The organism is Paracoccus sp. IB05, assembly GCF_016405985.1.
In the GTDB taxonomy this organism is placed as follows: domain Bacteria; phylum Pseudomonadota; class Alphaproteobacteria; order Rhodobacterales; family Rhodobacteraceae; genus Pseudogemmobacter.
This window is the reverse complement of record NZ_JAEFCF010000005.1, coordinates 130,704-156,482: the sequence shown is the minus strand read 5'-3', so window position 1 is coordinate 156,482 and position 25,779 is coordinate 130,704. Positions and strand designations below refer to the sequence as shown.

General features: G+C 62.7%; 23 protein-coding genes and 1 pseudogene. 8 read left to right on the top strand and 16 right to left on the bottom strand.

Going from position 1 to position 25,779, the window contains the following annotated elements:
* Positions 1 to 4 precede the first annotated feature (4 nt).
* Entirely contained in the window at positions 5 to 484 is a 480-nt protein-coding gene (locus JC607_RS05295) for a hypothetical protein (RefSeq protein ID WP_198835944.1), read from the bottom strand.
* Between the two features lie 66 nt (positions 485 to 550).
* Here JC607_RS05295 and JC607_RS05290 point away from each other — a divergent pair.
* Positions 551 to 1,080, top strand: a pseudogene (locus tag JC607_RS05290) (integrase core domain-containing protein); the annotation flags it as partial.
* A 323-nt stretch (positions 1,081 to 1,403) separates the two neighbouring features.
* On the opposite strand, the gene JC607_RS05285 reads toward JC607_RS05290, so the two are convergent.
* The 11 genes from JC607_RS05285 to JC607_RS05235 form a co-directional block, all read right to left on the bottom strand.
* A complete protein-coding gene (locus JC607_RS05285; RefSeq protein ID WP_198835903.1) occupies positions 1,404 to 1,715 on the bottom strand; it encodes a hypothetical protein in 312 nt (103 codons plus the stop codon).
* A gap of 883 nt (positions 1,716 to 2,598) precedes the next feature.
* Positions 2,599 to 3,564: a branched-chain amino acid ABC transporter permease gene (locus JC607_RS05280; protein ID WP_198835902.1), complete on the bottom strand. Its 966-nt coding sequence runs from the start codon at positions 3,562 to 3,564 to the stop codon at positions 2,599 to 2,601.
* Between the two features lie 48 nt (positions 3,565 to 3,612).
* Entirely contained in the window at positions 3,613 to 4,497 is an 885-nt protein-coding gene (locus tag JC607_RS05275; RefSeq protein ID WP_198835901.1) for a branched-chain amino acid ABC transporter permease, read from the bottom strand.
* Positions 4,498 to 4,506: 9 nt separating this feature from the next.
* Complete coding sequence (locus JC607_RS05270; RefSeq protein WP_198835900.1) at positions 4,507 to 5,226, bottom strand: ABC transporter ATP-binding protein; 720 nt, start codon at positions 5,224 to 5,226, stop codon at positions 4,507 to 4,509.
* Positions 5,219 to 5,977 carry an ABC transporter ATP-binding protein gene (locus JC607_RS05265; protein WP_198835899.1) on the bottom strand — a complete coding sequence of 253 codons (759 nt, stop codon included), beginning with the start codon at positions 5,975 to 5,977 and terminating at the stop codon, positions 5,219 to 5,221. Before JC607_RS05265 ends, JC607_RS05270 begins: the two co-directional genes overlap by 8 nt.
* A gap of 73 nt (positions 5,978 to 6,050) precedes the next feature.
* Complete coding sequence (locus JC607_RS05260; protein ID WP_198835898.1) at positions 6,051 to 7,241, bottom strand: ABC transporter substrate-binding protein; 1,191 nt, start codon at positions 7,239 to 7,241, stop codon at positions 6,051 to 6,053.
* A gap of 93 nt (positions 7,242 to 7,334) precedes the next feature.
* Positions 7,335 to 8,114, bottom strand: coding sequence for an SDR family oxidoreductase (locus JC607_RS05255; protein ID WP_233092675.1), 780 nt, complete (start codon positions 8,112 to 8,114; stop codon positions 7,335 to 7,337).
* A 21-nt stretch (positions 8,115 to 8,135) separates the two neighbouring features.
* Complete coding sequence (locus tag JC607_RS05250) at positions 8,136 to 8,918, bottom strand: enoyl-CoA hydratase-related protein (RefSeq protein WP_233092674.1); 783 nt, start codon at positions 8,916 to 8,918, stop codon at positions 8,136 to 8,138.
* Positions 8,915 to 10,117 carry a 3-oxoadipyl-CoA thiolase gene (gene pcaF / locus JC607_RS05245; RefSeq protein WP_198835897.1) on the bottom strand — a complete coding sequence of 401 codons (1,203 nt, stop codon included), beginning with the start codon at positions 10,115 to 10,117 and terminating at the stop codon, positions 8,915 to 8,917. Before pcaF ends, JC607_RS05250 begins: the two co-directional genes overlap by 4 nt.
* Positions 10,118 to 10,130: 13 nt before the next feature.
* The gene (locus JC607_RS05240) at positions 10,131 to 10,940 is read right to left on the bottom strand and encodes an enoyl-CoA hydratase/isomerase family protein (protein WP_092904565.1); all 810 of its coding nucleotides are present in this window, start codon (positions 10,938 to 10,940) and stop codon (positions 10,131 to 10,133) included.
* Positions 10,937 to 12,469 carry a class I adenylate-forming enzyme family protein gene (locus JC607_RS05235; RefSeq protein ID WP_198835896.1) on the bottom strand — a complete coding sequence of 511 codons (1,533 nt, stop codon included), beginning with the start codon at positions 12,467 to 12,469 and terminating at the stop codon, positions 10,937 to 10,939. Before JC607_RS05235 ends, JC607_RS05240 begins: the two co-directional genes overlap by 4 nt.
* A gap of 129 nt (positions 12,470 to 12,598) precedes the next feature.
* Here JC607_RS05235 and JC607_RS05230 point away from each other — a divergent pair, with 129 nt between their 5' ends.
* Complete coding sequence (locus JC607_RS05230; protein WP_092904569.1) at positions 12,599 to 13,342, top strand: IclR family transcriptional regulator; 744 nt, start codon at positions 12,599 to 12,601, stop codon at positions 13,340 to 13,342.
* Positions 13,343 to 13,379: 37 nt separating this feature from the next.
* Here JC607_RS05230 and JC607_RS05225 read toward each other — a convergent pair whose 3' ends face one another.
* From JC607_RS05225 to JC607_RS05215, 3 genes are all read right to left on the bottom strand, one after another.
* Positions 13,380 to 14,873 carry a 3-hydroxyacyl-CoA dehydrogenase gene (locus JC607_RS05225; protein WP_198835895.1) on the bottom strand — a complete coding sequence of 498 codons (1,494 nt, stop codon included), beginning with the start codon at positions 14,871 to 14,873 and terminating at the stop codon, positions 13,380 to 13,382.
* Between the two features lie 114 nt (positions 14,874 to 14,987).
* On the bottom strand, positions 14,988 to 15,779 hold the full coding sequence (locus JC607_RS05220) for an enoyl-CoA hydratase-related protein (protein ID WP_198835894.1): 792 nt from the start codon (positions 15,777 to 15,779) through the stop codon (positions 14,988 to 14,990).
* Positions 15,780 to 15,946: 167 nt separating this feature from the next.
* The gene (locus JC607_RS05215; protein ID WP_198835893.1) at positions 15,947 to 17,323 is read right to left on the bottom strand and encodes a PLP-dependent aminotransferase family protein; all 1,377 of its coding nucleotides are present in this window, start codon (positions 17,321 to 17,323) and stop codon (positions 15,947 to 15,949) included.
* 412 nt (positions 17,324 to 17,735) lie between these two features.
* Here JC607_RS05215 and JC607_RS05210 point away from each other — a divergent pair, with 412 nt between their 5' ends.
* From JC607_RS05210 to JC607_RS05185, 6 genes are all read left to right on the top strand, one after another.
* Entirely contained in the window at positions 17,736 to 18,713 is a 978-nt protein-coding gene (locus JC607_RS05210) for an ABC transporter ATP-binding protein (RefSeq protein WP_198835892.1), read from the top strand.
* Position 18,714: 1 nt separating this feature from the next.
* On the top strand, positions 18,715 to 19,698 hold the full coding sequence (locus tag JC607_RS05205) for an oligopeptide/dipeptide ABC transporter ATP-binding protein (RefSeq protein WP_198835891.1): 984 nt from the start codon (positions 18,715 to 18,717) through the stop codon (positions 19,696 to 19,698).
* A 58-nt stretch (positions 19,699 to 19,756) separates the two neighbouring features.
* Complete coding sequence (locus JC607_RS05200; RefSeq protein WP_198835890.1) at positions 19,757 to 21,352, top strand: ABC transporter substrate-binding protein; 1,596 nt, start codon at positions 19,757 to 19,759, stop codon at positions 21,350 to 21,352.
* Positions 21,353 to 21,452: 100 nt separating this feature from the next.
* Positions 21,453 to 22,403 (top strand): ABC transporter permease, encoded by a 951-nt coding sequence (locus JC607_RS05195; RefSeq protein ID WP_198835889.1) that lies wholly within the window; start codon positions 21,453 to 21,455, stop codon positions 22,401 to 22,403.
* A gap of 3 nt (positions 22,404 to 22,406) precedes the next feature.
* A complete protein-coding gene (locus JC607_RS05190) occupies positions 22,407 to 23,321 on the top strand; it encodes an ABC transporter permease (protein WP_198835888.1) in 915 nt (304 codons plus the stop codon).
* Positions 23,322 to 23,371: 50 nt separating this feature from the next.
* The gene (locus JC607_RS05185; RefSeq protein WP_198835887.1) at positions 23,372 to 24,838 is read left to right on the top strand and encodes an amidohydrolase family protein; all 1,467 of its coding nucleotides are present in this window, start codon (positions 23,372 to 23,374) and stop codon (positions 24,836 to 24,838) included.
* An 84-nt stretch (positions 24,839 to 24,922) separates the two neighbouring features.
* Here the strand turns inward: JC607_RS05185 and JC607_RS05180 are convergent, their stop codons facing one another.
* Complete coding sequence (locus tag JC607_RS05180) at positions 24,923 to 25,729, bottom strand: FCD domain-containing protein (RefSeq protein ID WP_198835886.1); 807 nt, start codon at positions 25,727 to 25,729, stop codon at positions 24,923 to 24,925.
* Between the last annotated feature and the right edge of the window lie 50 nt (positions 25,730 to 25,779).

Below are 25,779 nucleotides of genomic sequence, written 5' to 3'. Positions count from 1 at the left end.
CCGTTCAGTCGTGCGGGGCGGCACCCGTGGCAAGGGCCCGGTGATGGGTCTGATGGTGCATTCCCACCGTCATCACGCGGATGAAGCCGAGCGCGCGGATCTGCGCGGCATCGCCCGTGACGGTCATAACAGCGCCGATATCGCTGGTCGCGACCTGACAGCGCCAGCCTGCTTGATCATCCGTCGTCGTCGCATGCGCCGTCACCATCCGGACAATGGAGGCCACGACCTCGGGATTGGCTGCCGAAACCGCGAAGGTTGCGCTTTCCGGCGCCCCGGTGATCTCAACGGCACTGCGCAGGGTCAGGTCGTCCATGCCAACCAGAGCTCTCGGCGCGGCGTCAAAAAAGGTCATTAACATGTCACGCGAGAATTTGGTGCGCTGGACAATCCCTCCAGCCGCATTCAGGGCAACAATGTGGAACACCTTCTTGCCGCTATCGATGCCGAAGATTGCAGTCTCAGGGACAGGTCTGGTTCGCATCCTCTCTCTCCATGTGTTAAGGTCTGCCCCGACGATACGCCGGGGCGTGCGGGGCGGGCCGGGACCTGGGGCCAGGGGCTATGTTTCCTGCACATGCGCAACGTCCAGGGCGGCCGCCATGAGCCGCCAGAGGTTCAGGGCCATGGCGGACGCCCTGGCACCACAAGCGTGCCCAACGGATCTGCTGCGAACTGGAGCTGAACCTGCGGGTCAAGCCCAGGCCAAGGATCATACGCGACAAGCCTGAAGAACTCAGCATCCCGGAGGCGCCGAGCGAGGTCTGGTCAATGGACTTCATCGCTGACCGATTGACCGATGGCCGCCGGTTCCGGCTGCTAAACGTGCTGGACGGCTTCAACCGAGAGGGCCTCGGCATCGAGGTCGACTTCTCGCTTCGGGCAGAGCGCGTGGTCCGGTCGCTGACCCCGTTCGTCGGGGAAACGGTCCCGGATTACATCCGCTGAACGCTGATGATCTGGGCCGAGAGGCAGGGTATTGCCCTGAACCACATCCAGCCCGGAAAGCCGCAGCAGAACGCTTACGTCGAGCGTTATAACAGAACGGTCCGCAATGAATGGCTGGACCTCCACATCTTTGGAAACCGATTATAAATCCAAACGGCGTAACCGACGATGCTGCACGGGAAGCGAGCCCCCTTCAGCCGGGCCGGATCAGGAGTCAAAATCCGAGCGAGACCCTGTCGCCGCCAGTCCCACCGCAACAACCTGACACTGCCATGGACTCACATCCGGCCGACAAACCTGCCGGTGGAAGCTGCCCTTGCGGTGCCTGGCTGTGATTGGGCCGGAAAAGGCAAAACCGGGAAAAGGAAGATGGGCGAACAGGGGCCGATACAGGAACGGGGCCGGCCACCAGGGCCGATCCCGTTGTCAGGAGAGACAGGGTCAGCCCTGCCGGATCAGTTGGTCGACGGGGTCGAGGGCGTCGAGGGCGTGGTCGGGGTTGTGGAGGGCCCATCGGAATCCCCGGTGATTGCGGCGCCAACCACCAGCAGCGCGCCCGCCGCAGTCAGGGTTCCGCCCACACCCAGCGTACCGACCAGCGGGCCGAAGCCGGTGGCCCCGCCTGCTGCACCGCCTGCCGCGCCACCGGCAGCACCGGTATTCGCTGCAGGTTCGGTCCCCGTGGGAGCGGGCGCAGTTACGCTCTGGGCCTGTGCCAGCGTGGGCAAGATCAGAAGGGCGACAATTGCCCCGGCTTTGAAATTCATCGCGGTATCTCCTGCATGACCTGTGTCTGCCGCCCGCTCGGGGCTGCAACCTATGGCAGAGTTCATACCACAAGCATTGTGCAGATCAAAATGCTCTCGCAAAAGTTTTGTCGCAGTTGCAGCATCAAATTGCGTTCCGGGCCGGTTCCTGCGGTTTTTGTCGCCGGGGTCGGCTGCCACACGCCCGAACGCCCGGCTTTAGGCACCCGGAAATCAGCTCAGACAGGCGAGAGCAAGCCTGCAGCATGATCGATTCCCTTGTCCTGCAGCCTGCCGGGGGCGGTGGACCCGGCAGGATCCGCGCATGGGTACCAGATCTTAGCCCCCGTGATCTCTGGAGGAGCCGACCAGGTCGGTGGCCTCTCCAGCGGTATTCTCCGTTCGAGGGTTGCTCCAGATTGGCTGGCGCCGCGCCTCCGGAACGGGGGAGAGACCGAATGGAACATAGCGCGCTTGTCGGGCCGGACGTCCACAAGGCAGCGATTTCCGTTGCTGTTGCACAGGGCACGCGTGGCGATGAGGTTCCGCATCGGAGATCCGTGCCGAACCGGCCAGACCAAATCCGCAAGCTGGTGGAGAAGCTGGCCGCAGGCGGAGCGCGGCGGCACTTCTTCTTTTAGGCTGGTCCCTGCGGCCACGGAAGCCGTGCCTGTGCGCGTCAGACATCGACGCCATCGAGGCGCCATCGGTTCGGGCCCGATGGCAGAGATCACAGGTCTGCAGAGGGCAGGCACGAAGTAAAAACGGCGGCTGTGCGACAGCTTGATATGCGCCATCTGCAACTTCATACGCTCGCCAGGGACCAGGTCTGCGACGGATGAAAACCCCGGGAAACCCGGTCGTCCGGTGCCTGTGAGGCGACGCCGGACGACCCTGATGATCCTCAGACCTTAAGCCCCAGCCTGTCGGCAATGGTCCCGAGCAGGCCTTTGCGGAAGACGAGGATACAGGCCATGAAGACCAGCCCCTGGACGATGGTGACCCAGGCGCCGAAAGCCGCCAGCTCGTTTTGCATCCAGATCACCAGCAGCGCCCCGATCAGCGGTCCGAAGAATGTCGCCATGCCGCCGATCATCACCATCAGCACCACCTCGCCCGACATGCCCCAATAGACATCGGTGAGGCTCGCCAGCTGAAAGGAAATCGCCTTCAGTCCGCCCGCCAGCCCGGCGAAACCTGCGGCCAGCACGAAAACTGTCCATTTGTAGCGATCAACGCGGTAGCCCAGCGAGATCGCGCGCGGTTCATTGTCGCGGATCGCCCGCAGGACCTGACCAAAAGGCGACCAGGTGATACGGTAGAGGGCCAGCACCGCGACGAAGAACACGACAGCGACAAGGGCATAAAGCGCCATATCACTTTGCAGCGAGAAGAGGCCGAACAACGCCCCGCGCGGCACATTCTGGATGCCATCCTCGCCGCCGGTAAACGGAGCCTGGAGCGAGAAGAAATAGATCATCTGGGCGAAGGCGAGTGTCACCATGGCAAAATAGATGCCCTGGCGGCGCACGCAAAGCGCGCCAAACACCGCACCGGTCACAACGGCCACCAGGACCGCAAAGCCAAGCGCGAATTCGGGGGTAAAGCCCCAGACTTTCGCGGCATGGGCCGCAGCATAGGAGGACAGGCCGAAATAGGCGGCATGACCGAACGAGAGCAGCCCCAGATTGCCCAGCATCAGGTTGAGAGACAGGGCAAACAGCCCGAAGCAGAGCACTTTGATCACCAGCAAAGGATAGGCCAGGAAGGGTGCCACAGCGACGATTGCCAGCAAAAGCAGGAAAAGGTTGCGATGGCTTGCGCTCATGCCAGGCAGGCCGGCGGCGGTGATCTCGGGTTGCGTGGTCATGTGCAATGCTCCTGCGGTCTGAAGGGCCTTGGTTTCTGACGGGCCATCTCAGGCCTGCTTGCCGAACAGCCCGGCGGGGCGGATCAGAAGGACGATTGCCATGATGACGAAGATCACCGTCGTCGAGGCCTGTGGCCAGAAGACCTTGGTTACCCCTTCTACCAGCCCCAGCATAAAGCCGGTCAGGATCGCGCCCGAGATCGACCCCATGCCGCCGATCACCACCACCGCAAACACCACGATGATCAGGTCAGACCCCATCATCGGATTGACCGAATAGATCGGCGCGGCGAGGACACCGGCAAAGCCGGCAAGGGCGACACCAAAGCCGTAAGTCAGGGTGATCAGCAATGGCACATTGATGCCGAAAGCCTCGGTCAGTTCCGGTTTTTCGGTTGCCGCCCGCAGCCAGGAGCCGAGCCTCGTCTTCTCGATCACCAGCCAGGTCACCAGACAGACCGCCACCGAGGCGAGGATCACGAAGGCGCGCGAGGCCGGCAGAAACATGAAGCCGAGATTATACCCGCCCTGCAAAGCTGCGGGCATCGAATAGGGCAGGCCCGTCGCGCCATATTGATTGCGAAACAGCCCGACAATCACCAGCCCCATGCCGAAGGTCAGGATCATGCCATAGAGGTGGTCGAGATCATAAATCCGGCGCAGGATCAGCCGTTCGATCACACAGCCCAGCAGACCGATGGTCAGCGGCACCACTAGCAGCGCCAGCCAGTAATTCATCGCAAAGTGATCCAGCATCAGCAATGCGCCAAAGGCCCCCATCATGTAAAAGGCGCCATGGGCGAAATTTACGATGTTCAGCAGGCCAAAGATGATCGCAAGCCCAAGGCTGAGGATCGCGTAAAATGCGCCATTGATCAGACCCAGCAGGATCTGGGTCGACAGCAGCTGCAGCGGTATTCCGAATATAAGCATATTTGCGCCTCAGACCCCCAGATATGTGCTGAGTTTCGCCATATTGTCGGCGATTTCCGGGCCAGGGATCATGTCGACCACCTGACCGTGATCCATCACGTAATGGCGGTCGGCCACCGACGCCGCGAAGTGGAAATTCTGTTCAACCAGCAGCACCGTATAGCCGCGCTCTTTCAGCTGGCGGATGGTGGCGCCGATCTGTTGCACAATCACCGGAGCCAGACCCTCGGTCGGCTCATCAAGCAGCAAAAGCCGGGCGCCGGTGCGCAGGATCCGGCCGATCGCCAGCATCTGCTGTTCGCCGCCCGAAAGCCGTGTGCCCTGGCTCCGGCGGCGTTCGGCGAGGTTCGGGAAAAGCGTGTGGATCTCGGCCACGCTCATGCCACCGCTGGCCACCACCGGCGGCAGCATCAGGTTCTCTTCCACGGTCAGGCTGGAATAGATGCCGCGATCTTCCGGGCAAAAGGCGATTCCGGCCCGGGCGATGGCCCGGCTGGAGGCACGGCCCAGCTCTTTTTCCCGCAGCCGGACAGAACCCTGGCGGCGTTTGATCATGCCCATGATGGATTTGAGCGTGGTGCTTTTGCCGGCGCCATTGCGGCCCAGCAGGGTCACCACCTCGCCTTCGCGAATGTCGAAACTGACCCTGTGCAGCACATGGCTTTCACCATACCAGGCCTCAAGATCCGTGACCTGAAAATGCGGGTTCTGAGAAAGCCTGTCAGCCATTGGGCACCCCGATATAGGCATTGATGACCTGCGGGTCTTTGGAAACCTCGTCATAGCTGCCCTCTGCCAGGATGGCGCCGCGTGCGAGGACGGTAATGCGGTCGCAAAGCGTGGCGACCACCGAGAGATTATGTTCGACCATCAGCACGGTGCGCCCGACAGCGACCCGCGCGATCAGGGTGGTGATGCGGGCGACATCCTCCTGCGTCATGCCGGCCATCGGCTCGTCGAGCAGCAGGACTTTGGGATCCAGCGCCAGCGTGGTGGCGATTTCCAGCGCACGCTTGCGCCCGTAGGAAAGATCACTGGCCTGTTCCCGGGCGAACCCTGTCATGCCGACCTGATCCAGCAGGTCCATTGCCTCATCTTCGAGGCGCGCCAGAACCTTCTGGCTGCGCCAGAAATCCCAGCTGTCGCCATGGCGGCGCCGCTGCAGGGCAATGCGCACATTTTCAAGCGCGGTCATCGAGCCGAACACTGCCGAAATCTGAAACGAGCGCACGAGACCCATCCGCGCAATCACCTCCGGCTTCAGGCGGGTGATGTCACGGCCATCATAGGTGATGGTGCCGGCACTTGGAGTCAGGAACTTGGTCAGGAGATTGAAACAGGTGGATTTTCCGGCGCCATTCGGGCCGATCAGCGCATGGACGGAACCGCGCTGAACATTCAGGTTCACCGCATCCACGGCACGAAACCCTTTGAAATCCTTGGTCAGACCCGTCGCTTTCAGGACAATATCATCGGACATTTGACATCTTTCGGGCTGCGCTGAAGCGGGGAAAGGCAGCGGCCATCCGCAGGGCGGCCGCTGCTCCGGGGCTTTATTTTACCAGCGGGCAGGCGCTGTCTGCGAGCGGGCGGAAGGCTTCGTCACCGGGGACGGTTGCGAGAATATTGTAATAGTCCCACGGGCCAGTGGATTCCGCCGGGGTTTTGACCTGGGCGAGATACATATCATGCACCATGCGGCCGTCGTCGCGGATCACGCCATTTTCGGTGAAGAAGTCATTGACCGGCGTTGCCTTCATCTGCGCAATCACCGGACCGGCGGCATCGGTGCCGGTTTCAGCGATGGCATTCAGGTAATGGGTCACGGCCGAATAGACCCCGGCCTGCGACATGGTCGGCATCGCGCCGTGCTTTTCAAAGAACCGCTGCGACCAGGCGCGGCTTTCATCGGTGCGGTCCCAGTAGAAGCCGGTGGTCAGATAGAGACCCTGCGCGGAATCGAGACCCATCGAATGCACATCGGTCAGGAAGATCGCAAGACCGGCCAGTTTGGCCTGCATGGTCAGACCGAATTCCTGCGCCTGTTTCAGCGAGTTGATCGTATCGGTGCCGCCATTGGCGAGGGCGATCACATTTGCCCCGGCAGAAGGCGCCTGCAGCAGATAGGTCGAGAAATCCGCCGTGTTCAGCGGTGCGATCGCGGTGCCGACAACCGAGGCACCCGCGCCTTCAACCACCGCAGTCACATCGGCCTGCATGGTATGGCCGAACGCATAGTCAGCGGTCAGGAAGAACCATTTGTCGCCCCCCTGGGCAACCATGGCCTTGCCCGTCGAAACCGCCACCGCATAGGTGTCCCAGGTCCAGTGGATGCCGTTGGGCGAGCAGTTCTCATTGGTCAGGCTGGCAGTGCCCGCGCCCGAGACGATCAGCAGCCTGTCCTTTTCGCGCGCCAGTTCCTGAACCGCCAGCACCACCGAAGAATTCGGCACGTCAACGATCAGATCGACGCCTTCGACATCATACCAGCGCCGTGCAATCTGGGTGCCGATGTCAGCCTTGTTCTGGTGATCTGCACTGACCAGCTCGATCTTGCCGAGCCGGTCGCCGAAATCCGCAATCGCCATCTCAGCCGCAACCACAGAACCGGTTCCCGCCAGGGAAGAGAACACCCCGCTCTGATCGGTCAACACGCCAATTTTGACTGAATTATTTGAAATTTCAGCCGATGCAGCCGTGGCACCTGCGGCCAGCAATGCCAGCGCAGAAACGAAAATCTTCATGAGCTTCCTCCCTCTCATTGCGGACAATATGGCCGCTCTTTGCCCCGCCAGCATCACCACAATGCGGCAAAGCGTTCCGCTCTGCGGAAGACCTCAGAGCAGCCCGCGGGTCAGACCGCCATCAACCGCGATATTCTGGCCGGTGATATATCCGGCATGGGCCGAGCACAGGAATGCGGCGATCGGACCGAAGTCTTCTGCCGTACCCAGGCGCTGCGCCGGCACCGATCCGGCCATGGCGGCGGCGGCCTCGGTCTCGGTGATTCCCTCGCGCTGTGCTTTAGCGCGGATGACACGATCAAGCGCGCCGGTCGCCATCAGACCGGGCAGGACATTGTTCACTGTCACCCCCTGCGCGACGGTCTCACGCGCCAGCGTCGCCATCGCACCGGTCAGGCCGGCCCGCACCGAATTGGCCAGCGCCATATTCGGATAGGGTTCTTTCACCGCGAAGGAGGTGATGTTCACGATGCGGCCAAAGCCATCCGCAATCATATCCGGCAACAGCATCTGGGTGGCCGAGATCGCCGAGAGCATATTGGTTTCCAGGGCCTGGCGCCAGGTCTCGATATCATGATCGGTGAACCGCCCGGTGGGCGGCCCGCCGGCATTGGTCACCAGGATCGAAATCTGTCCGGCGCTGGCCCGTGCCTCCGCGATGACCCGGGCGGTGACGCCCGGCTGCGTCACATCGCCCTGCACGAAGACGGCGCCATGACCAAGCCCGGCTGCGGCTGCGGCGCCTGCCTCTGCGTCGCGGCCATTCAGCACCACCCGCACCCCCGCCGCCGCCAGATGGCGTGCAGTCGAATAGGCAAGCCCCTTGCTGCCGCCCAGTACCAGCGCCACCCGACCCGAAATGCCCAGATCCATGATTTCCTCCCGCTTTGCTGATCAGCGGCCCGTATAGCTGGGCCGTCTTTTTTCGGTGAAGGCGGCCATGCCTTCAAATTTATCCTGCGTCGAGAACAGAATCTGCAGCGCCTTGCGCTCCAGGGCGAGTGCCGCAGCAAGCGAAGCATCCTGGCCATGCAGGATAACCTCTTTGACCTGGTTGACCGCGATGGGCGGCAGGCCGGCGATCCGCCGTGCCAGTCCCATGGCATGATCGAAGACCTGATCATCTTCCACAACTTCGCTGACCAGCCCCATTGCCGAGGCCTCGTCTGCGTCAATGATCTCGCCGGTCAGGCAAAGCCGCATCGCCTTGAACTTACCCACCGCGCGGGTCAGCCTTTGGGTGCCACCTGCGCCTGGCATGATGCCGACCTTAACCTCCGGCTGGCCGAAGCGTGCGGATTTTCCGGCGACAATGATATCGGCATGCATCGCAAGCTCCATACCGCCGCCAAGCGCAAAGCCATTGACCGCTGCGATCACCGGCACCGGGCAGCGGGCCACCGCTTCCCAGAGCCGCTCGGTATGGCGCAGATACATATCGACACTGTCGATCTGCGCCATATCGGCAATATCTGCCCCAGCCGCGAAGGATTTCTCATCGCCGGTCAGCACCACTGCGCGCAGCGTGCCCCCATCGGTAAGCCCCTCAAAAATTGCCGCAAGCTGACGGCGCAGCGGCATGTTCAGCGCATTCAGCACTTCGGGACGATTGAGGCGCAGCACGACCACCGCACCCAGATCCTCGACCAGCACCAGATCATTTTTCTCTGTCATCATACTGCCTCAAGCCCGAGAGCAATGCCCTGACCGACACCGACGCACATGGTGGCCAGCGCGCGGCCGCTGCCGGATTTGTGCAGCCCGAGCGCAGCGGTAAGGGCCAGACGCACGCCCGACATTCCCAGCGGATGGCCAAGCGCAATTGCACCGCCCAGCGGATTGACATGTGTGGCATCATCGGGAAGGCCAAGCTGGCGCAGACAGGCAAGGCTTTGCGCGGCAAAGGCCTCATTCAGCTCGATCCGGCTGAAATCCGCGATGGACAGTCCCAGCCGCGCCATCAGTTTCTGACTGGCCGGAACCGGTCCCATTCCCATGATCGCCGGCTCGACACCGGCGGTGGCCAGCCCGGTGATCCGCGCCATCGGCGTCAGGCCGAAGCGTTTTACCGCTGCTGCCGAGGCGACAAGCACCGCGGCCGCCCCGTCATTGACGCCGCTGGCATTGCCTGCGGTGACCGAACCGCCCTCGCGGAACGGGGTCGGCAATTTTGCCAGCGCCTCCAGCGTGGTCGGGCGCGGATGTTCGTCGCGACAGAACACCACCGGATCGCCCTTGCGCTGCGCGATGCTGACCGGGATGATTTCATCGTCAAAGCCACCCGCCGCCTGGGCAGCCGCAACCCGCTGCTGGCTGCGCAGGGCGAAAGCGTCCTGATCCTGGCGGGTAATTCCAAAGCGCCCGGCGACATTCTCAGCCGTCTCCGGCATGGAATCGACACCATATTGCCGTTTCAGCACCGGGTTGACAAAGCGCCAGCCAATGGTGGTGTCATAGATCTCGGCCTGACGCGAGAAGGCGGTTTCAGCCTTGCCCTGCACGAAGGGCGCGCGCGTCATGCTTTCGGTGCCCGAGGCGATAATCACCTCGGCATCGCCGGAAAGAATGGAGCGCGCCGCGAGCCCCACCGCATCCAGCCCCGAACCGCAAAGCCGGTTCAGCGTGGTCCCGGGCACGGATTGCGGCAGGCCGGCCAGCAGCACCCCCATCCGGGCCACGTCGCGATTGTCTTCGCCAGCCTGGTTGGCGCAGCCGGTGAATACATCGTCAATCGCCAGCGGGTCCAGGCCCGGCGCGCGCGCCACCACCTCGGCCAGCACAAGCGCCAGCATATCATCGGGCCGGATTGTCGCCAAAGCGCCGCCAAAGCGCCCGATCGGGGTCCGAACCCCGGCGCAGATAAAAGCTTCTCTCATGGTCACATGATCCTCAGAGCGGGCAATCCTGGTCGAAATTCGGGCGTCTCTTTTCCTTCAGAGACGCCAGCCCTTCGCGTGCATCCGGGCCACAGAAGCCCATGAATTCCAGCGCCAGCGAAGTATCGAAAGTGGGGCCGGCCATGCGCAGCCAGTTGTTAAGCGCGTATTTTGTCCAGCGGATCGCGCTCGGCGAGCCCTTTGCCAGTTTGCGCGCAACCTCCAGCGCTTTGTCATGCAATTCGTGATCTTCGGTGACCAGCGAGATCAGCCCGATCCGCTCGGCCTCTTCGCCCGAGACCGATTCACAGAGCAGCAGATAATATTTGGCCTTGGCAAGACCGCAGAGCAGCGGCCAGACGATAGCCGCGTGATCACCCGCAGCCACGCCAAGCCTTGTATGGCCATCAATGATGCGCGCGGTCTTCGAGGCAATCGAGACATCGGCCAGCAGGCCGGCGACCAGACCGGCCCCGACCGCCGGCCCCTGCATCGCCGATACGATCGGCTTTGAGCAGTTGATGATATTGTAGACCAGATCGCGCGCTTCCTTCCACACCCGGGTGAGCGTGGTGAAATCCTCGGTCATCTCTTTGACGAGATCGAGATCGCCCCCCGAAGAGAAGGCCTCGCCCGCCCCGCGAATGATGACACTGCGGACATCATCGGCAGCGTCGATATCGCGCCAGACCCGGCACAACTCGCCATGCATGATCCGGTCAGCCGAGTTCAGCCGGCCCGGATTATCCATGGTAATGCGCAGAATACCGGCATCCGGCCAGTCGAATTTCAGCCGCTTATAGGTGGTGATATCGAGGCTCATATGTTCTTCTCCCGGCCTGCCCAAAAGGGCTCCCGCAGTAGGTTCTTCTGGATTTTGCCAATCGGCGTCTTGGGGAAACTTTCGACGAAAGTGACAAGGCGAGGACGCTTGAACCGCGCCAGCGTCTTCTCGCAATGCGCGACAACGGTTTCGGTTTCCAGCACGGCCCCGGCCTTGAGCAGGATATAGGCTGCCGGCACCTCACCCCATTTTTCATCGGGAATGCCAAAGACCGCGCATTCCGCCACGGCGTCGAGGCCGAAAATCGCGTTCTCGATCTCTTTGGGATAGATGTTCTCACCACCCGAAATGATCATGTCTTTCGAGCGGTCAACGAGGGTGACAAAGCCCGCCTCGTCCATCACCGCCAGATCGCCGGTCCAGCCCCAGCCATGCCGGAAGAACTTCGCGGTCTGCTCCGGCTCGTTGTAATATTCCAGCATGACATTCGCGCCGCGTGAAACCAGCTCGCCGATCACCCCCGGCGCCACCGCATTGCCATCGGGGTCCACGACCGCAAGATCGACATTATAAGCCTGCTGGCCGATGGAGCCGAGGCGTTCGGGCAGATGCCAGTGGCCAAGGGTGGTGATCACCCCCACTTCCGACTGACCATAGATCTGGGTCATCCTGATCGCGGGCAGCTTTTCCATCAGATCGCGCTGCACCCAATCGGGCATCGGGGCGCCGGCAAAGGCGAGCTTTTCCCATTGCACATAATTCGAGGCCTGGAAATTCGGGTCCGAGACCACCATTGCGACCTGGGTCGGCACCATGAAACAGGCGGTCATTCCGGTGCGCTGCGCCATATGCGCAAAGTCCTGCACATCCCATTTGGTCAGGAAGGTGCAGGTCGCCCCGGCCAGCACTGCCGGCTGAAACATGATGTTCAGCGCCGCGACATGGAACAGCGGGGTGACAATCCCCACCACATCGCGTTCCTGGATATTCTCGTGATGCATCACCGTATGCGCGGTGGTGACGCGGTTGCGATGGCTGGCCAGCACGCCCTTCGGCCGCCCCGTGGTGCCGCCGGTATAGGTCATGCAGAAGGGATCATCCTCATGGATCTCCACTTCGGGTACATGATCGGGCTGATCCGCGATCAGAGCCTGGAAATCATGTGCGCCGGGCTGCGCCGCGCCGAGGGTGATAAGGTGACGGATCTTTGGCAGTGACTGCGCCGCTTCGGCGACGCGGGCGGCAAAGACATCTTCATAGACCAGAATTTCGACATCGGCCTTGTCCAGCACATAAGCCAGCTCTTCCGCCGCATAGAGCACGGAGATATTGACGATCACCCCGCCGGTGCGGGCGGTGCCGAAAAACACGCTGCCATATTCGATGCGGTTGCGGCTGAGGATGCCGACCTTGCCGCCCTTGCCAAGACCAAGGCCCAGAAGCGCATGGGCAAAACGACTGGCCTCGCGGTCCAGATCGCCATAGCTGATGGACCTGTCCTGCCACAGAATGGCGCGCTTTTCCGGAAAGCGCTCGGCTGAGCGCCGCAACATATCACCGGTGAGCATATCCCCTCCAGGTTACTCCGAACCCGCATTTGCGGATTTCCCTTGCGCCGGAGACTGGATTTTCATCCGGCATTCTGCAATGCCATAGGCAGGGAATTCATTTCGCAGAGCGGAATACTGGAGCCAGGGATGTCGCAGGAAGATCGTCAGTTTGTCGAAGCATTCGCCCGGGGGCTTCAGTTGTTCGAGGCGCTGTCCAAACAGAAAAAGCCGATGTCGAACAGTGATCTGTCAAAAAGCACCGGCCTGCCGCCTTCGACCATCAGCCGGCTGACTTATACCGCTATGCGGTTGGGATATCTGCGCCACAGCGAAACCGGCCGCAGCTATGAGCTGACCCCGAAAAGCCTCAATCTCGGCTATTCGGTGCTGACCGGATTTGCCCTGATCGACCGCGCGACGCCATTGCTGAAGGTGCTGGCCGAAAAAACCGGCCAGACCGCGGCGCTTTGTGTGCGCGATGGCATGTATCTGACCTTCGTCCAGGTGGTGTCCGGCTCGGATATCCTGGCGGTGCGCTTTGCTGTGGGCGGGCGGCTGCCGATTGCCACCTCGGCGGCCGGGCCTGCCTATCTCTCGATCCTGCCCGAGAAAGAGCGGCGCCAGCTTGCCAGCCGGATCCGTGGCCAGCTCACCCAGCAAAATGGCAATGTCACCGCCTTTAATGCGGCATTGGAGGCGGCCTGCAAGGATGGCGTCTCTTTCAGCCGCGACACCTGGCGCCGTGGTATCAGCGCGGTATCGGTCGGCATCAGCACCGCGCATGAACAGGCCGCGATTACGGTGCCCTTTGCGACCGGGTCGATCTCGGTCGCCAATATGCGCGGCATCATTGCCCCCATCCTGCGCGAAACCGTGCAGGAACTGCTGTAAAGCCGGCGCCGGCTGCGATCCCGGCGCCGCTTTTTTCTTACAGGCTGCGGATATCGAGCCCCAGCGTCGCGCGCCGCCGCAGCCAGGCGCTCGGGCGGTAACGGTCATCGCCGCTGAGCGCCTGCATATTGCGCAAAATCGTCAGCATCCGCGCCGCTCCGACCCGATCTACCCATTCCAGCGGACCGCAGGGGTAATTCATCGCAAGCCGCATGGCCTTGTCGATATCACCAGGTGCCGCAAGCCCCATCTGCGCCATTTCACAGCCGAGATTGGCCACTGCCGCAACGATCCGTTGCGCGACAAAGCCGGTGGAATCGGCAATCGCGGTGACCCGGCGCCCGCTTGCACACACTGCCGCCGCCACCGCATCGCGCGCCGCCGGATCGGCCCCGACCGTGGTCATCAGCACCACGCGCCGCGTGCTGTCGAAGGCCAGATCCACCGCCACCAGCCTGGTGGCCGGCAAGCCAAGCCGGGCCGCATGCGCCGCCAGATCTTCGCCGACCGGGAAGGCCAGCACCGGGCTGGCGCCATCATCCTCTGCCGCGACCCTGCACCCCAGAGAGGCCGCGAAATCACGCAGCTCGGCCAGATCTTCGGCCAGAACCACCTGCTGTGCCGGCGCTGCGGTGCTGATGAAATCAGCCGACGGCTGTTCGGCACCATCGTGATAGGTGTAGAAACCCTGCCCCGTCTTGCGGCCCAGCTGGCCGGTCTGCAGCAGATAGCGGTGATAGGTGGTCGAGCGCAGGCGCGGCTCGGCGAAATAGCTCTGATGCAGGAACTCGCAGACGGTGAAATTCACATCCATTCCGGTCAGATCCATCAGCTCGAACGGACCCATGCGGAAATCGCAGCAATCGCGCATGATCGCGTCGATTTCAGCCGGGCTGGCCACGCCCTCCTGCAGCGCCATCAGCGCTTCGGTCGGGTAGGCCCGCCCGCCATGGTTCACAAGGAAGCCGGGCGTGTCGCGCACCTCAACCGGTTCCTTGCCAAGATGGCGTGCGACCGCGAGCAGCCGCTCCATCGTTTCACGGCTGGTGCGCGGGCCGGGGATCACCTCGACCAGTTTCATCAGCGGCACCGGGTTGAAAAAATGCAGCCCCGCGAAACGCTCGGGATGTTTCATATCGCGCGCGATCACCCCGATCGGCAGCGAGGATGTATTGCTGGCGATCAGTGCCTCAGGGGCCAGCAGATCCTCCAGCCGGGCAAACAAAGCCTGTTTCGCAGCGGGATCCTCGATGATCGCTTCGACCACCAGATCGCAATCTGCCAGTGCATCCGGGCTGTCGGCGGCGCTGAGCGCGCCCGCGAGAGCGTCATATTGGCCCTGGGACAGCTTGCCGCTGCTGACCCGCTTTGCTGCGCGGGCGAGAATTGCCGCAATGGCGCTGGCGGCAGCCCCCTGCCGCAGATCGGTCAGGATGACGGCAATGCCACTTGCGGCGGCGGTTTCCGCAATGCCCGCCCCCATCGCGCCGGCGCCGGCCACACCAATTTTCAACGGGAGTTCCGCTGCCATTCTCGCCTCCGCAAGCCTGTTTCACTGCTCTCCAGTGACCGCAGGGCGCCCGAAAGGTCAAAGCCAATATCCGCGGCTTCGTCCCGCAGAGCGGAAGGACTGCCCCGGGCGGGCTCAGCTGCCGCGAAACTGCGCCGGGCGTTTCTCGAGGAAGGCTGTCACCCCTTCGGCATAGTCATCGCTGAAGCCTGCACACTGCTGCGCCCGCCGTTCCGCCTCGAGCTGGCTGTCAAAATCGCGCCCGCCGGCCTCCTGGATAAGCGCCTTCATCAGGCCAAGCCCAAGGGTCGGGCCGGCGGCCAGTTTACCGGCCAGCGTCCGGGCCTCGTCTGCAAGCTCCGCATCGGGGACCGATTTGCTGATCAGGCCAAGGTCTGCCGCGCGGGGGGCCGGGATCGTCTCACCGGTCAGCAACAGGGCCTTGGCGCGAGCTTCGCCGAGAATTCTGGTAAGACTCCAGCTGGACCCGGCATCAGGAACCAGTCCAAGCCTGGAAAAAGACAGCACAAACTTGGCACTCTCGCCCGCGATAACGATATCACAGGCCAGCGCCAACCCAACGCCGGCGCCCGCCGCCGCCCCGTTCATTGCGCAGATCACCGGCTTTTGCAGCCCACGGAGGGCACGGATGGTCGGGTTGTAAAACTGGCCCAGCGACTGGCCGAGATCGCTGCGCGGCCCCGGCTGGCGGGGATCACGGTTGTTAAGATCCTGTCCCGCACAGAACCCTTTTCCACGCCCGGTCAGGAGCACGGCCCGCACGGCGTGATCCTCAGCCGCGCGCGCAAGGATCTCGCGCAGCCGCAGATGGCTTTCTTCGGTGAAGGCATTCATCCGCTCGGGGCGGTTCAGCTCGATCAGCAGCACACCCTGATCAAGGGTCGACAGCACGGGCTCTTGCGACATCTCTGCCTCGCTTTGCGGATGGGTTCCGCCTTTCAGGGGTGGGGCAAAGCCGATCCGGCTGCAAGATGATGCCTTCCGCAGTGCGGAAAACAGTATCCCGGCGCGGGGCATGACCGATGAACTGGCGGGCAAAGGCCCGTTTCGGCCTGAACGAACCACGGCTGTGATCAGACCACGGCCCGCACAGCCCCTGATGGCCGCTGCATTAGCGCGGCCAGCTGCTGCAACCCTTCTTCAAGCACGCCCCGGTCTGGCGCCACGCCAAGCGAGATCCGCACATGCGCCGAGGCATGTTCGCCGGTCGCAAAGGCCGATGCCGGCACGATCGAGACACCGGCGCGGTCGGCATGTTCGGCAAAGTCCGTCGCCCGCCAATGCGGCGGCAGGCGCAGCCAGAGGTGATGGCCTTCGGGGTCAGCGCGGAAATCGGCCCCCCGGAAGGCCTCGGCCGCGAGGGTCTGACGGATGCGGTTCTCGGTGCGGATTGCGGCGGCGATCTCATCCACCACGCCTTCGCGCAGCCAGCGGGTCGCAAGGCTGGCCAGAAGCGGCGGCGCCATCAGGACAGTCGCCCGCAAGATCGACGCCAGTCGCAAGGCCCGCGCCGGATCGGGCGCCACGACATAGGCCACCCGCAATGCGGGCGTGACCGATTTCGACAGGGTGGCCAGATGCCAGGTCAGATCCGGCGCCAGCGTCAGGAAAGACGGCAGCTGTTCTGCGTGCAAAGGCGCATATGGGTCATCCTCGATGATGGCGACACTGTATTTGCGCGCGATCTCTGCAACCGCGATGCGCCGCGCCTCGGGCAGGGTGGCGGTCGTGGGGTTGTCGATGCTGGGCGTGACATAGAGCGCATGCGGCGCTCGCGCCTCGCACAGACGGCGGAAGTCATCGGGGATCAGCCCGCCGGCATCCATCGCAATCGGGTCGATCATCGCGCCACGCTGCGCCGCGCTGGCCTTCAGCCCGGGGTAAGTCATCTCGCCGGCGGCGATATGCGCGCCCGGGGGAACCAGCAGATCGGTCAGCGCGAACAGCGCCGATTGCGCCCCGGCGGTGACCAGCACCCGATCATGCGACAGCGCCCCGTGGCGCCGCGAGAGCCATTGCGTCGCGGCGATCCGGTCTGCCATACCGCCGCTGCTTTCCTGATATTGCAGGCTCAGCCCGCCCCTTGGGCCATTAAGGATCGCAGCCAGTCCCTGCGGGATCAGTTTGCGGAAATCGACCCCCTCGGGCTGAGGCGGGATGTTCATGCTCAGATCCAGCACCGGGGCGGGCTCGTCGGGGAAGAATTCGGCAGGATCATCGCGCACGAAAGTCCCGCGCCCAGCCTGGGCCGCCACCAGCCTGCGGCGGCGCGCTTCGTTGAAGGCACGGGTCACGGTGGTCAGATCCACACCCAGCTGTTCGGCAATGCTGCGCTGTGGCGGCAGCCGCTCGCCCGGCCCGATCCTTGCGGCGCGAATATCCGCTTCAAGCGCCTCGACGATGCCGAGATATTTCAGTCTCGCGCCGTCGGTGATCCAGGGGGTCCACATGCTCCGCCTCTGTTGCCCATGATTGCACGCATACAATTTATGCCATTGTATGGTGGCGCGGCAAGATGACATCCGCGCACAGTTCAGCCCTCATGTTGGGCGCTGCGTCGCACCAGGGATGGCTGGCGCGCAGGGCGGCACATAGGTAACCTGAGCAGAAGGCCCGTTCGCCGGCAGATGTGGACATGCGCCAGGCTCCGTCGGGGAAAGCGGAATTTGAATCACAGAACGCGGCCTCACGGGCGTCAGCTGGCCCCCATCACCCTCGTCGCCACCTCTCGACAGCCGTAGACTGCAACAGAGCTGGCGGGAGTGATTGGCCTCATTTGTTGATAAATGTTTATTAAATTTCGACATAATAACTCTTCAACTTCCGAATAAGTTCGGGTGACAAATTCACTCGGACAGGTAGATGACGGACGCACCCATACTTGCGGTGAACGGCTTTTCTGTAGGCTTTGCCACACCAAACGGAACTGTCGTCGCAACTGAAGACATAAGCTTTTCGGTATCTTCCGGGGAAATTCTCGCGATCATTGGCGAGTCAGGTTCAGGCAAGACCGTGACCTCGATGGGGCTGGCCCGTCTGATCAGCACACCGCCGGCGATCTATCTTGGCGGAACGGTAAGTCTCAGGGGGCTTGATCTGCTGGGCCTCAGCGAAAAGCAGATGGCCGATGTCAGGGGGCGGCGGATCGGGACGATTTTTCAGAACCCGCGTGCCTCGCTTGACCCTTCTTTCACCATTGGCGCACAGCTGATCGAAACACTGCGGCGTCATGAAACCGGGCTCAGCAAAGCTGCGGCCCGCGAGGCGGCCATCCTGTCGCTGAACCAGGTCGGCTTTAACGAGGCTGATCGTGTCATGGCAAGCTACCCGCATCAGCTGTCGGGCGGGATGTGCCAGCGGATCGCGCTTGCGATGACACTGGCCTGCAAGCCCGAGATCCTGATCGCCGATGAGCCAACCACTGCGCTTGATGTAGGGGTTCAGGCGCGCATCCTTTTGCTGCTGAAGCGACGCAGCCGGAGCACGGGGTTGCCGATTGTCATCATCACCCATGACATGGGCGTGGTTGCAGCCGTCGCGACACGGGTTCTGGTCATGTATGGCGGGCATATTCAGGAATCGGCGCCGATTGATGCGCTGCTGAGCGATCCGAAACACCCCTATACCCAGGCCCTGATCGCAGCGATCCCGGACCCCGACGAGCCGACCGCAGACTGGCGGTCAATCGAGGGCGAGCCGCCCAATCTCGCCCTGGCGCCGAAAGGATGTCGGTTTGCACCCCGCTGCGGCCGCGCCGAAGCGATTTGCCGCGCAGAGGTTCCGGCCTGGCGCAGCCTTGCCGACGAGCGCTTCGTCAGATGCCATTTTGCCGAGGTCTGAAGTGAAAAACCTGATTGAAATCCGCAATCTGTCGAAAACCTTCCGCGTCAGACGGGGCTCGTTCCTGAGGCGCGAGATCTCGGAAAACCCTGCGGTCAGCGATATTTCGATTGATATCCGCAAAGGCGAGATCCTTGGCTGTGTCGGCGGGTCCGGCTCGGGGAAATCAACGCTGGGCCGGATGATCCTGCGTCTGATCGAGGCCGACAGTGGCAGCATCACCTATGCCGGTGCCGATCTGCGCAGCTTCGGCCCGGCCGAGTTGCGGCTGCACCGGCGCCGCGCGCAGATCGTGTTTCAGGACCCGCTGCAATCGCTGAACCCAAGGCGGACGGTCGCCGAGAATGTGGCCAGGCCGCTTTTGAATTTCGGGATGCGTGCCGAAGAGGTGCAGGCGCGGGTCGATGAGGTTTTGCAGCTGGTCGGGCTCGATCCCGGGCAGGCTTACCGCTATCCGCACGAGTTTTCCGGCGGGCAATGCCAGCGGATCGCCATTGCGCGGGCGCTGACGCTGGAGCCGGAATTCCTGTTCCTCGACGAGCCAGTCTCGGCGCTGGATGTGTCGATCCAGGCGCAGATCCTGACGCTGCTCAGGGACCTCCAGGTCAAACTCGGGCTGACATTCCTCTTTGTCTCGCATGATCTGAAGATCGTCCGGCAGTTTTGCGACCGCACCATGGTGATGTATCGCGGCAAGCTCCTGGAAACCGGCGAGAGCGATCAGGTGTACCGCCAGCCGTTGCATCCTTTCACCCAGGACTTTCTGGGCACTGTGCTGCATCTGAAGCGCGACAACCGCTGGGAAGCGGCGGCAGAGCGCGCGGAAGATCTGGAATCGGCGGCCCCGGCCATGTCCGGCCCCTGCTGCCCCTATGTCTCGAACTGCCAGCAACGGATGCCCGAATGCGCCCGGGCAATGCCCGCGCTGAGAACCCTGCATGATCAGCGCAGCGTGGCCTGCCTTCTGTACCCGGCCACCGCCTGAGCCACCAAAAAAACAAAACAAAACAAAACAAAACAAAAATCCCAACAGGAGCACTACAATGTCACTTCTTGTCAAAGGCCTGCGGCGCGGGATCGCCTCCACCGCGCTTCTGGGTCTCATGGCCGGGTTCAGCCCGGCACTGGCTGAAAGCACCATCGTCATGGGGGTCGAGGCAGATTTCAGCCGCATGGATCCGGCAGCCGCGCGGACCTGGAACACCTTTAAAGTGATCCGCCATGTCTACGAGACCTTTGTCGAGGAAGATCTGACGAAAGGCGGCGACGCGGTTCCCGAGATCGTCCCCGCCCTGGCCGAGAGCTGGGACATTTCGGAGGACCGCAAGACCTATACGTTCCATCTGCGCAAGGGCGTGAAATTCCACGACGGCAGCGACTGGAATGCCGATGCGGCAAAGTTCAATCTCGACCGCATGACCAATCCTGATTTCGAATATTTCGTGCCGGCCTCACCGGGGCTGATGGGCTGGGTCTGGGGTGATCTGGAAAGCTACGCAGTTGTTGACCCCTATACGTTCACCATCACGCTCACGCAGCCAAATGCCGAGTTTCTGCGCCGTCTGACGGCAGGCGGATCCGGGTCGCCGCGCATGGTCTCTCCGACGGCGGTGGCGACTTTTGGCAATGACGGGATCGAGCAGAATCCGATCGGGACCGGGCCTTTCAAATTCGTCGAGCGGGTGCCCGGGGAACGCGTCACCATCGCAAAGAACCCCGATTACTGGAACCCGGAGCGGATCCCGAAAACCGACCGCATCATCCTGCGCGCGATGCCGGAAGTCTCGACCCGCGAACTCGCGATCATGTCCGGCGAGGTCGATATCATCGGCACGCCCTCGCCGGATTCCATCGCAATGCTCGAGGCCCAGGGACTTCAGCTGATCACCGGGCCGTCTCCGATGATCTACGTCATGTGGTTCAATACAAAGGACGGGATCTTCAAGGACGTGCGGGTGCGCAAAGCGGCCTGTATGGCGATCAACCGTGAGGAAATGGCGCTTTATCAGCGCATGGGCTATGCGCAGCCGACCTGGGGCGTGCTGAATCCCGGCGGCCCCGGCTATGATCCGGAGTTCCGCGATTGCGATTATGATCCGGAAGGCGCGAAGGCGCTGCTGGCCGAGGCCGGCTATCCCGACGGGCTGGACACCAGGATGGACTGGACCTTCGGCGGTGGCGCGGATGTGAATACCAAAGGCGATGCGGAATGGCTGCAGCGCGACTGGGCAAAGGTCGGTATCCGCGCCAAAATCGAGATGTTCGACAACAATGCCTTCTGGGACATGATGTCGGCGGGGATGCGCGACGGCACCGGGATCACCTCGGCCTCCTGGGGGGAAAGCACCTTCTCCTGGCTTGACCAGGTGCTCCCGACCACGGTGATGCCGCCGAACTGCTGCAATTCCGGCTATTACGACAACCCTGAGATGGACCGGCTGCTGAGTGAAGCGCGCGCTGCCGGCTCGGAAGAGGAGATGGTCGTCAAATTGCAGGAAGCCCGCGATATCGTGGCCGAAGACATGGCTTTCTCAAGCTATTTCGCGACGAATTCCGTCTATGTCGCGGTTCCGGGCATCAAGGACTTCCGGCTTGCCCCGCAGCACTGGTTCGATCTGACCTCCATCGTCAAGGAGTAAGCCGCGCCGAACCGGTCTTCTGATCGCGCCCCCGTTTCCGGACATAGTGTCTCCGGCAATCGTCCGGAAACGGGGGACAGGCAGGCAAGAGAAAGTCTTCATGCAAATCCTCCAGTTCACCTTCATGCGGATGCTGTCCGCGATCCCGGTCCTGATCGGCGTCACCATCATCGTCTTTCTCGCGGTCCAGCTGGTGCCGGGGGATATTGCGCTTTCCATCCTTGGCCGGATGGCCTCGCAGGAACAGCTTCAGGCCCTGCGCGAGCAGATGGGCCTCGACCGTTCGCTTGTCGTGCAATACGGCATCTGGTTCACGGCGCTTTTGCAGGGCGATATCGGCACCTCACTGTCGCAGCAACTGCCTGTCGCCGGGATATTGGGGCCCAAGATCGTCAACTCGCTGATCCTGATGGCGGGCAGCCTTGTCATCGTGCTGGTCTTCGGCTTTCTGCTGGCGGTGCTGTCGGGGGCAAAATTCCGCAGCATGACCGACCGGGTCGTGGTGGTGATCACGCTGGTCCTTGCCAGTCTTCCGGCCTTCTGGCTGGGCATCATCATGCTCTATTTCTTTGGCTTCAAATGGAAGCTGTTCCCGATTTCGGGGATGTATAATGTCGCCAGTCCGGGCGGGTTCTGGGATCTGATCCATCACCTCATCCTGCCGGCAGCCGTGACTGCGGCGGGTTCGGTGGCGGTCGTGGCCCGTGTCACCCGCTCGCGGATGATCGACGTGATGGCGCAGCCTTATATCCTGGCCGGCAAGGCCCGCGGGCTCAAGCGCAGCCAGCTGGTTCTGCGCCATGCGGTGCGCAATACCCTGCCCACCTTCGCCAGTATCGGCGGCCTGCAGATCGGGTATCTGTTCGGCGGCGTGATTTTCACTGAAATCATCTTCAACTGGCCTGGAATCGGCCTGCAGGTCTATGACGCGATCCTGCAACGCGACATCCCGATGATCCAGGGCTGTGTGCTCGTGGTGGCGGTGGTTTTCGTGATCGGCAACCTGCTGTCAGATATCGCGGTTTACGCGCTTGACCCCAAGAAAGGCTGAGACATGAGCGATGTGTCCCTTGAGACCGGCCGCAGAAAGCAGCCGGCAGAAAAGCGCCGCTCGAACCTTTATTTCGTCTGGCGCGGCGTCCTTGGTGATCCGGTCGCACGTATTGCGGTTGGCATCATCCTGATCTTCTTCCTGGCTGCGGTTTTCGCGCCCTGGATTGCCCCCTGGCCGCCGAATGAGGCCGACCCCTCGATGCGTCTGCGCCCGCCCGGCACGCCCGGCCACTGGCTCGGCGTTGACAATCAGGGCCGCGATATCCTTTCGCGCCTGATCTACGGCGCGCGCTATACGCTGCTTTGCGGCATCACCCCCGTCGTGCTCGGCGCGGTGATCTCTGTCCCGCTGGGGATGTTCGGGGCCTGGTATCCGGTGGCCGGCGCGGTGATCATGCGCTCGATGGATGTGCTTTTCGCCTTCCCGATGGCATTGCTTGCCATTCTGCTGGCAGCCCTTATGGGGCCTGGTATCGGCAATATGATGATCGCGCTGGTGGTCACGCTGATCCCCTATAACACCCGCGTCGTCTATGCCGCCGCCTGTCTTGAACGCGATCAGGCCTATGTCGAGGCGGCAAGGGCTATGGCCACGCCCGGGTATAAGATCATCCTGTCCGAGATGATGCCGAATGTGATCGCATCGTCGGTGGTCTATTCCTGCACCATCGTCGGCGCCGTGGTCATCACCGCCGCGGGGCTGAGCTTCCTTGGTCTTGGTGTGCAGCCGCCGACCGCCGAATGGGGCATCATGACCAGCGAGGGTCGCAACTTTATCTTCAACGCCCCCCATATCGCAGCCGTCCCGGGTCTTGCGATCACCATCCTCGTCATGGCGTTCAACCTGCTCGGAGATTCCCTGCGCGACTCTCTCGATCCGCGCACAAGGCTCATGCTGATCAAGCGCCGCAAGTGACCATGCCTGCCGCACTGCCCCTTCCTGAAATCGAAGCCCAAGGACCAGCCATGTCGACCACCACCCGTATCCGCGCCCGCTATGTCATCGCCTGGGATGGCCGCTCTCACCGGACCTTGCTGAATGGCGAAGTGGTGTTCCGGGGCGACACGATCCTCTATGTCGGCAAAGCGTTCGAGGGTCAGGTCGATATCGAGATCGACGGCGGCAATGCGGTCCTCGGGCCTGGCTTCATCGACCTGAACGCGCTTGGCGATCTTGATACGACGGTGCTGGCCTTCGACAACCAGCCCGACTGGGCCAAGGGGCGGACCTGGCCCGAGGATTATCTGAAATCCGGCCCGATCGAGATGTACAGCGAAGAAGAGCAGACCTTCAAAATGAAGTATGCTTTCGCCCAGCTGATCCGCAATGGCATCACCACGGCGCTGCCGATCACCTCGATGTTCTACCGCAAATGGGCGGAAACCTATGCGGAATTTGCCAGTTCCGCCGCCAGCGCCATCGAGCTGGGGATCCGCGCCTATCTTGGCCCCTGCTATATGACCGGCGTCGAAGTGGTCCGGCCCGATGGCAGTTTCTACACCCATTGGGATGAGGAGCGCGGGCTGAACGGTCTTGCCGATGCCGAGCGGTTCATCCGCGATTTCGACGGCAAGGCAGGCGGGCTGATCCGGGGGATGCTGGCCCCCGACCGGATCGAGAACTGCACCGAGACCCTGATCCGGCGCAGCCGGGATGTCTCGGCCGATCTCAATGTACCGATCCGGCTGCATTGCTGCCAGTCGCTGAGCGAGTTCAATGCGGTGGTCGACCGCTACGACATGACACCGCTGGAATGGCTGAACGCGCTCGATTTCCTGAATGAGCGCGCCCTGCTGCCGCATGGTGTCTATATCACCGGGCACAGCCAGGTGGATCGCAAAGGCGATGATGTCGGCCTGCTGCGCGACAGCGGATCGACACTGATCCATTGCCCGCTGGTATTGTCTCGCTATGGCGGATCGATGGAAAGCTTTGGCAGGCTGCGTAAGGCGGGTGTCCGGATCGGCCTTGGCACCGATACCTTCCCGCCGGATATGGTCGAGAATATGCGCCTTGGCGTCAGCCTGTGCCGGGTGGCGGATCATTCGGTGACCGCAGCCAGCGCCGCCGATCTTTACGACGCCGCCACCATTCAGGCAGCCGAGGCTCTGGGCCGGCCGGATCTGGGGCGCCTTGCCGTTGGGGCAAAGGCCGATATGACGCTGTTCGATCTGTCGGATTTTGCGATTGGCCAGGTCATAGACCCGATCCAGACCATGATCCTGTCGGGCACCGGGCGCGATTTCCGCAGTTCGGTGATCAATGGCAGGCTGGTGATGCATGACCGCCAGCTTCCCGGCGTCGATCTTGCGGAATGGGGCCGCCGCGCGCAGGCCCAATTTGACGGGCTGATCGCGAAATACCCGCTGCGGACGCTGAACCATCCGCCGGTTTCCGAGATCTTCGCACCCTCCTACGCCTGGCTCGACTGAGACCCCCGTAAAACCCGCGCCCGCGCCCTCACCACGGCGCAGGCATGAGCCCACCCGGGGGCGTCCTGAAAGCGGCGCCGCCGGTCAGGTGGCCCCGCCTTTGCCATTGGTCAGATCCGGCCCCTGACGCCTGCGTTCCGCCACCTGCCGCCGCGCTTCGGCGTCCCTGATCTCGCGCGTGGTGTGGCGCAGCCAGTCAAGGTGATCATGCGCCGCTGCCTGTGCCGCCGCCGGATCGCGTGCAAGGATTGCCGCGCCGATCCGGTGGTGCTGCGCGCGCAGCGCCTCGCGGGTGTCGGGCCGCGTGAAGAGCCGGTTGCGGTTTTGCACCACATCATTGCGCAGACTGGCCGAGAGCGCGCGCATGATGTGCAAAAGCACCAGATTATGGCTCGCCTCATAGATGGCCAGATGCAGCGCGGCATCGACCTCAGCCTCCAGCGCCGGATCGCCCGCATCATGCGCGGCGTCGATCCGGCTCAGGCAATCGCGGATATGCGCCAGGTCGGTGTCACTGGCCCGCCTCGCCGCCAGCGCCGCCGCCTCACTTTCCACGATATCGCGGAATTCAAGGCAGTCATCGGCCAGCTCGCCGTGATCGGCCAGCAGCGCCAGCAACGGATCGCCAATCGCCTGCATCCCGAGCGGAGCAATCTGCAACCCGCGCCCCGCCGGGGTCAGCAGGCCCTTTTCTTCCAGCAGTTTCAGCCCGTCGCGCAGGGTCGGGCGGGACACGTTCAGCCGCGCCGCAAGGTCACGCTCGGCCAGCAGCGCGTCCCCCGGGCGCAGACTGCCCTCCAGGATCATCGCCTCGATCAGACGGGCAACCGCTGCGGCGGCGCGTTCTGGCTGGATCCCCGGTGCCCCGCCCCTGATGTCAAACTCTGCCATATGGTGCTGCCTTTTTTACCGGGGACGAAACGCGCGGCCTCTGCCGGACC

Excerpts from the sequence above, each read along its gene's own strand:
- JC607_RS05210 (WP_198835892.1), top strand. The coding sequence starts at position 17,736 with ATGACGGACGCACCCATACTTGCGGTGAACGGCTTTTCTGTAGGCTTT.
- JC607_RS05240 (WP_092904565.1), bottom strand. The coding sequence starts at position 10,940 with ATGAGCCTCGATATCACCACCTATAAGCGGCTGAAATTCGACTGGCCG.
- JC607_RS05220 (WP_198835894.1), bottom strand. The coding sequence starts at position 15,779 with ATGTCGCAAGAGCCCGTGCTGTCGACCCTTGATCAGGGTGTGCTGCTG.
- JC607_RS05275 (WP_198835901.1), bottom strand. The coding sequence starts at position 4,497 with ATGCTTATATTCGGAATACCGCTGCAGCTGCTGTCGACCCAGATCCTG.
- JC607_RS05270 (WP_198835900.1), bottom strand. The coding sequence starts at position 5,226 with ATGGCTGACAGGCTTTCTCAGAACCCGCATTTTCAGGTCACGGATCTT.
- JC607_RS05295 (WP_198835944.1), bottom strand. The coding sequence starts at position 484 with ATGCGAACCAGACCTGTCCCTGAGACTGCAATCTTCGGCATCGATAGC.
- pcaF (WP_198835897.1), bottom strand. The coding sequence starts at position 10,117 with ATGAGAGAAGCTTTTATCTGCGCCGGGGTTCGGACCCCGATCGGGCGC.
- JC607_RS05180 (WP_198835886.1), bottom strand. The coding sequence starts at position 25,729 with ATGGCAGAGTTTGACATCAGGGGCGGGGCACCGGGGATCCAGCCAGAA.
- JC607_RS05200 (WP_198835890.1), top strand. The coding sequence starts at position 19,757 with ATGTCACTTCTTGTCAAAGGCCTGCGGCGCGGGATCGCCTCCACCGCG.
- JC607_RS05190 (WP_198835888.1), top strand. The coding sequence starts at position 22,407 with ATGAGCGATGTGTCCCTTGAGACCGGCCGCAGAAAGCAGCCGGCAGAA.
- JC607_RS05230 (WP_092904569.1), top strand. The coding sequence starts at position 12,599 with ATGTCGCAGGAAGATCGTCAGTTTGTCGAAGCATTCGCCCGGGGGCTT.
- JC607_RS05285 (WP_198835903.1), bottom strand. The coding sequence starts at position 1,715 with ATGAATTTCAAAGCCGGGGCAATTGTCGCCCTTCTGATCTTGCCCACG.
- JC607_RS05185 (WP_198835887.1), top strand. The coding sequence starts at position 23,372 with ATGTCGACCACCACCCGTATCCGCGCCCGCTATGTCATCGCCTGGGAT.
- JC607_RS05265 (WP_198835899.1), bottom strand. The coding sequence starts at position 5,977 with ATGTCCGATGATATTGTCCTGAAAGCGACGGGTCTGACCAAGGATTTC.
- JC607_RS05225 (WP_198835895.1), bottom strand. The coding sequence starts at position 14,873 with ATGGCAGCGGAACTCCCGTTGAAAATTGGTGTGGCCGGCGCCGGCGCG.
- JC607_RS05280 (WP_198835902.1), bottom strand. The coding sequence starts at position 3,564 with ATGACCACGCAACCCGAGATCACCGCCGCCGGCCTGCCTGGCATGAGC.
- JC607_RS05260 (WP_198835898.1), bottom strand. The coding sequence starts at position 7,241 with ATGAAGATTTTCGTTTCTGCGCTGGCATTGCTGGCCGCAGGTGCCACG.
- JC607_RS05235 (WP_198835896.1), bottom strand. The coding sequence starts at position 12,469 with ATGCTCACCGGTGATATGTTGCGGCGCTCAGCCGAGCGCTTTCCGGAA.
- JC607_RS05215 (WP_198835893.1), bottom strand. The coding sequence starts at position 17,323 with ATGTGGACCCCCTGGATCACCGACGGCGCGAGACTGAAATATCTCGGC.
- JC607_RS05195 (WP_198835889.1), top strand. The coding sequence starts at position 21,453 with ATGCAAATCCTCCAGTTCACCTTCATGCGGATGCTGTCCGCGATCCCG.
- JC607_RS05255 (WP_233092675.1), bottom strand. The coding sequence starts at position 8,114 with ATGGATCTGGGCATTTCGGGTCGGGTGGCGCTGGTACTGGGCGGCAGC.
- JC607_RS05250 (WP_233092674.1), bottom strand. The coding sequence starts at position 8,918 with ATGATGACAGAGAAAAATGATCTGGTGCTGGTCGAGGATCTGGGTGCG.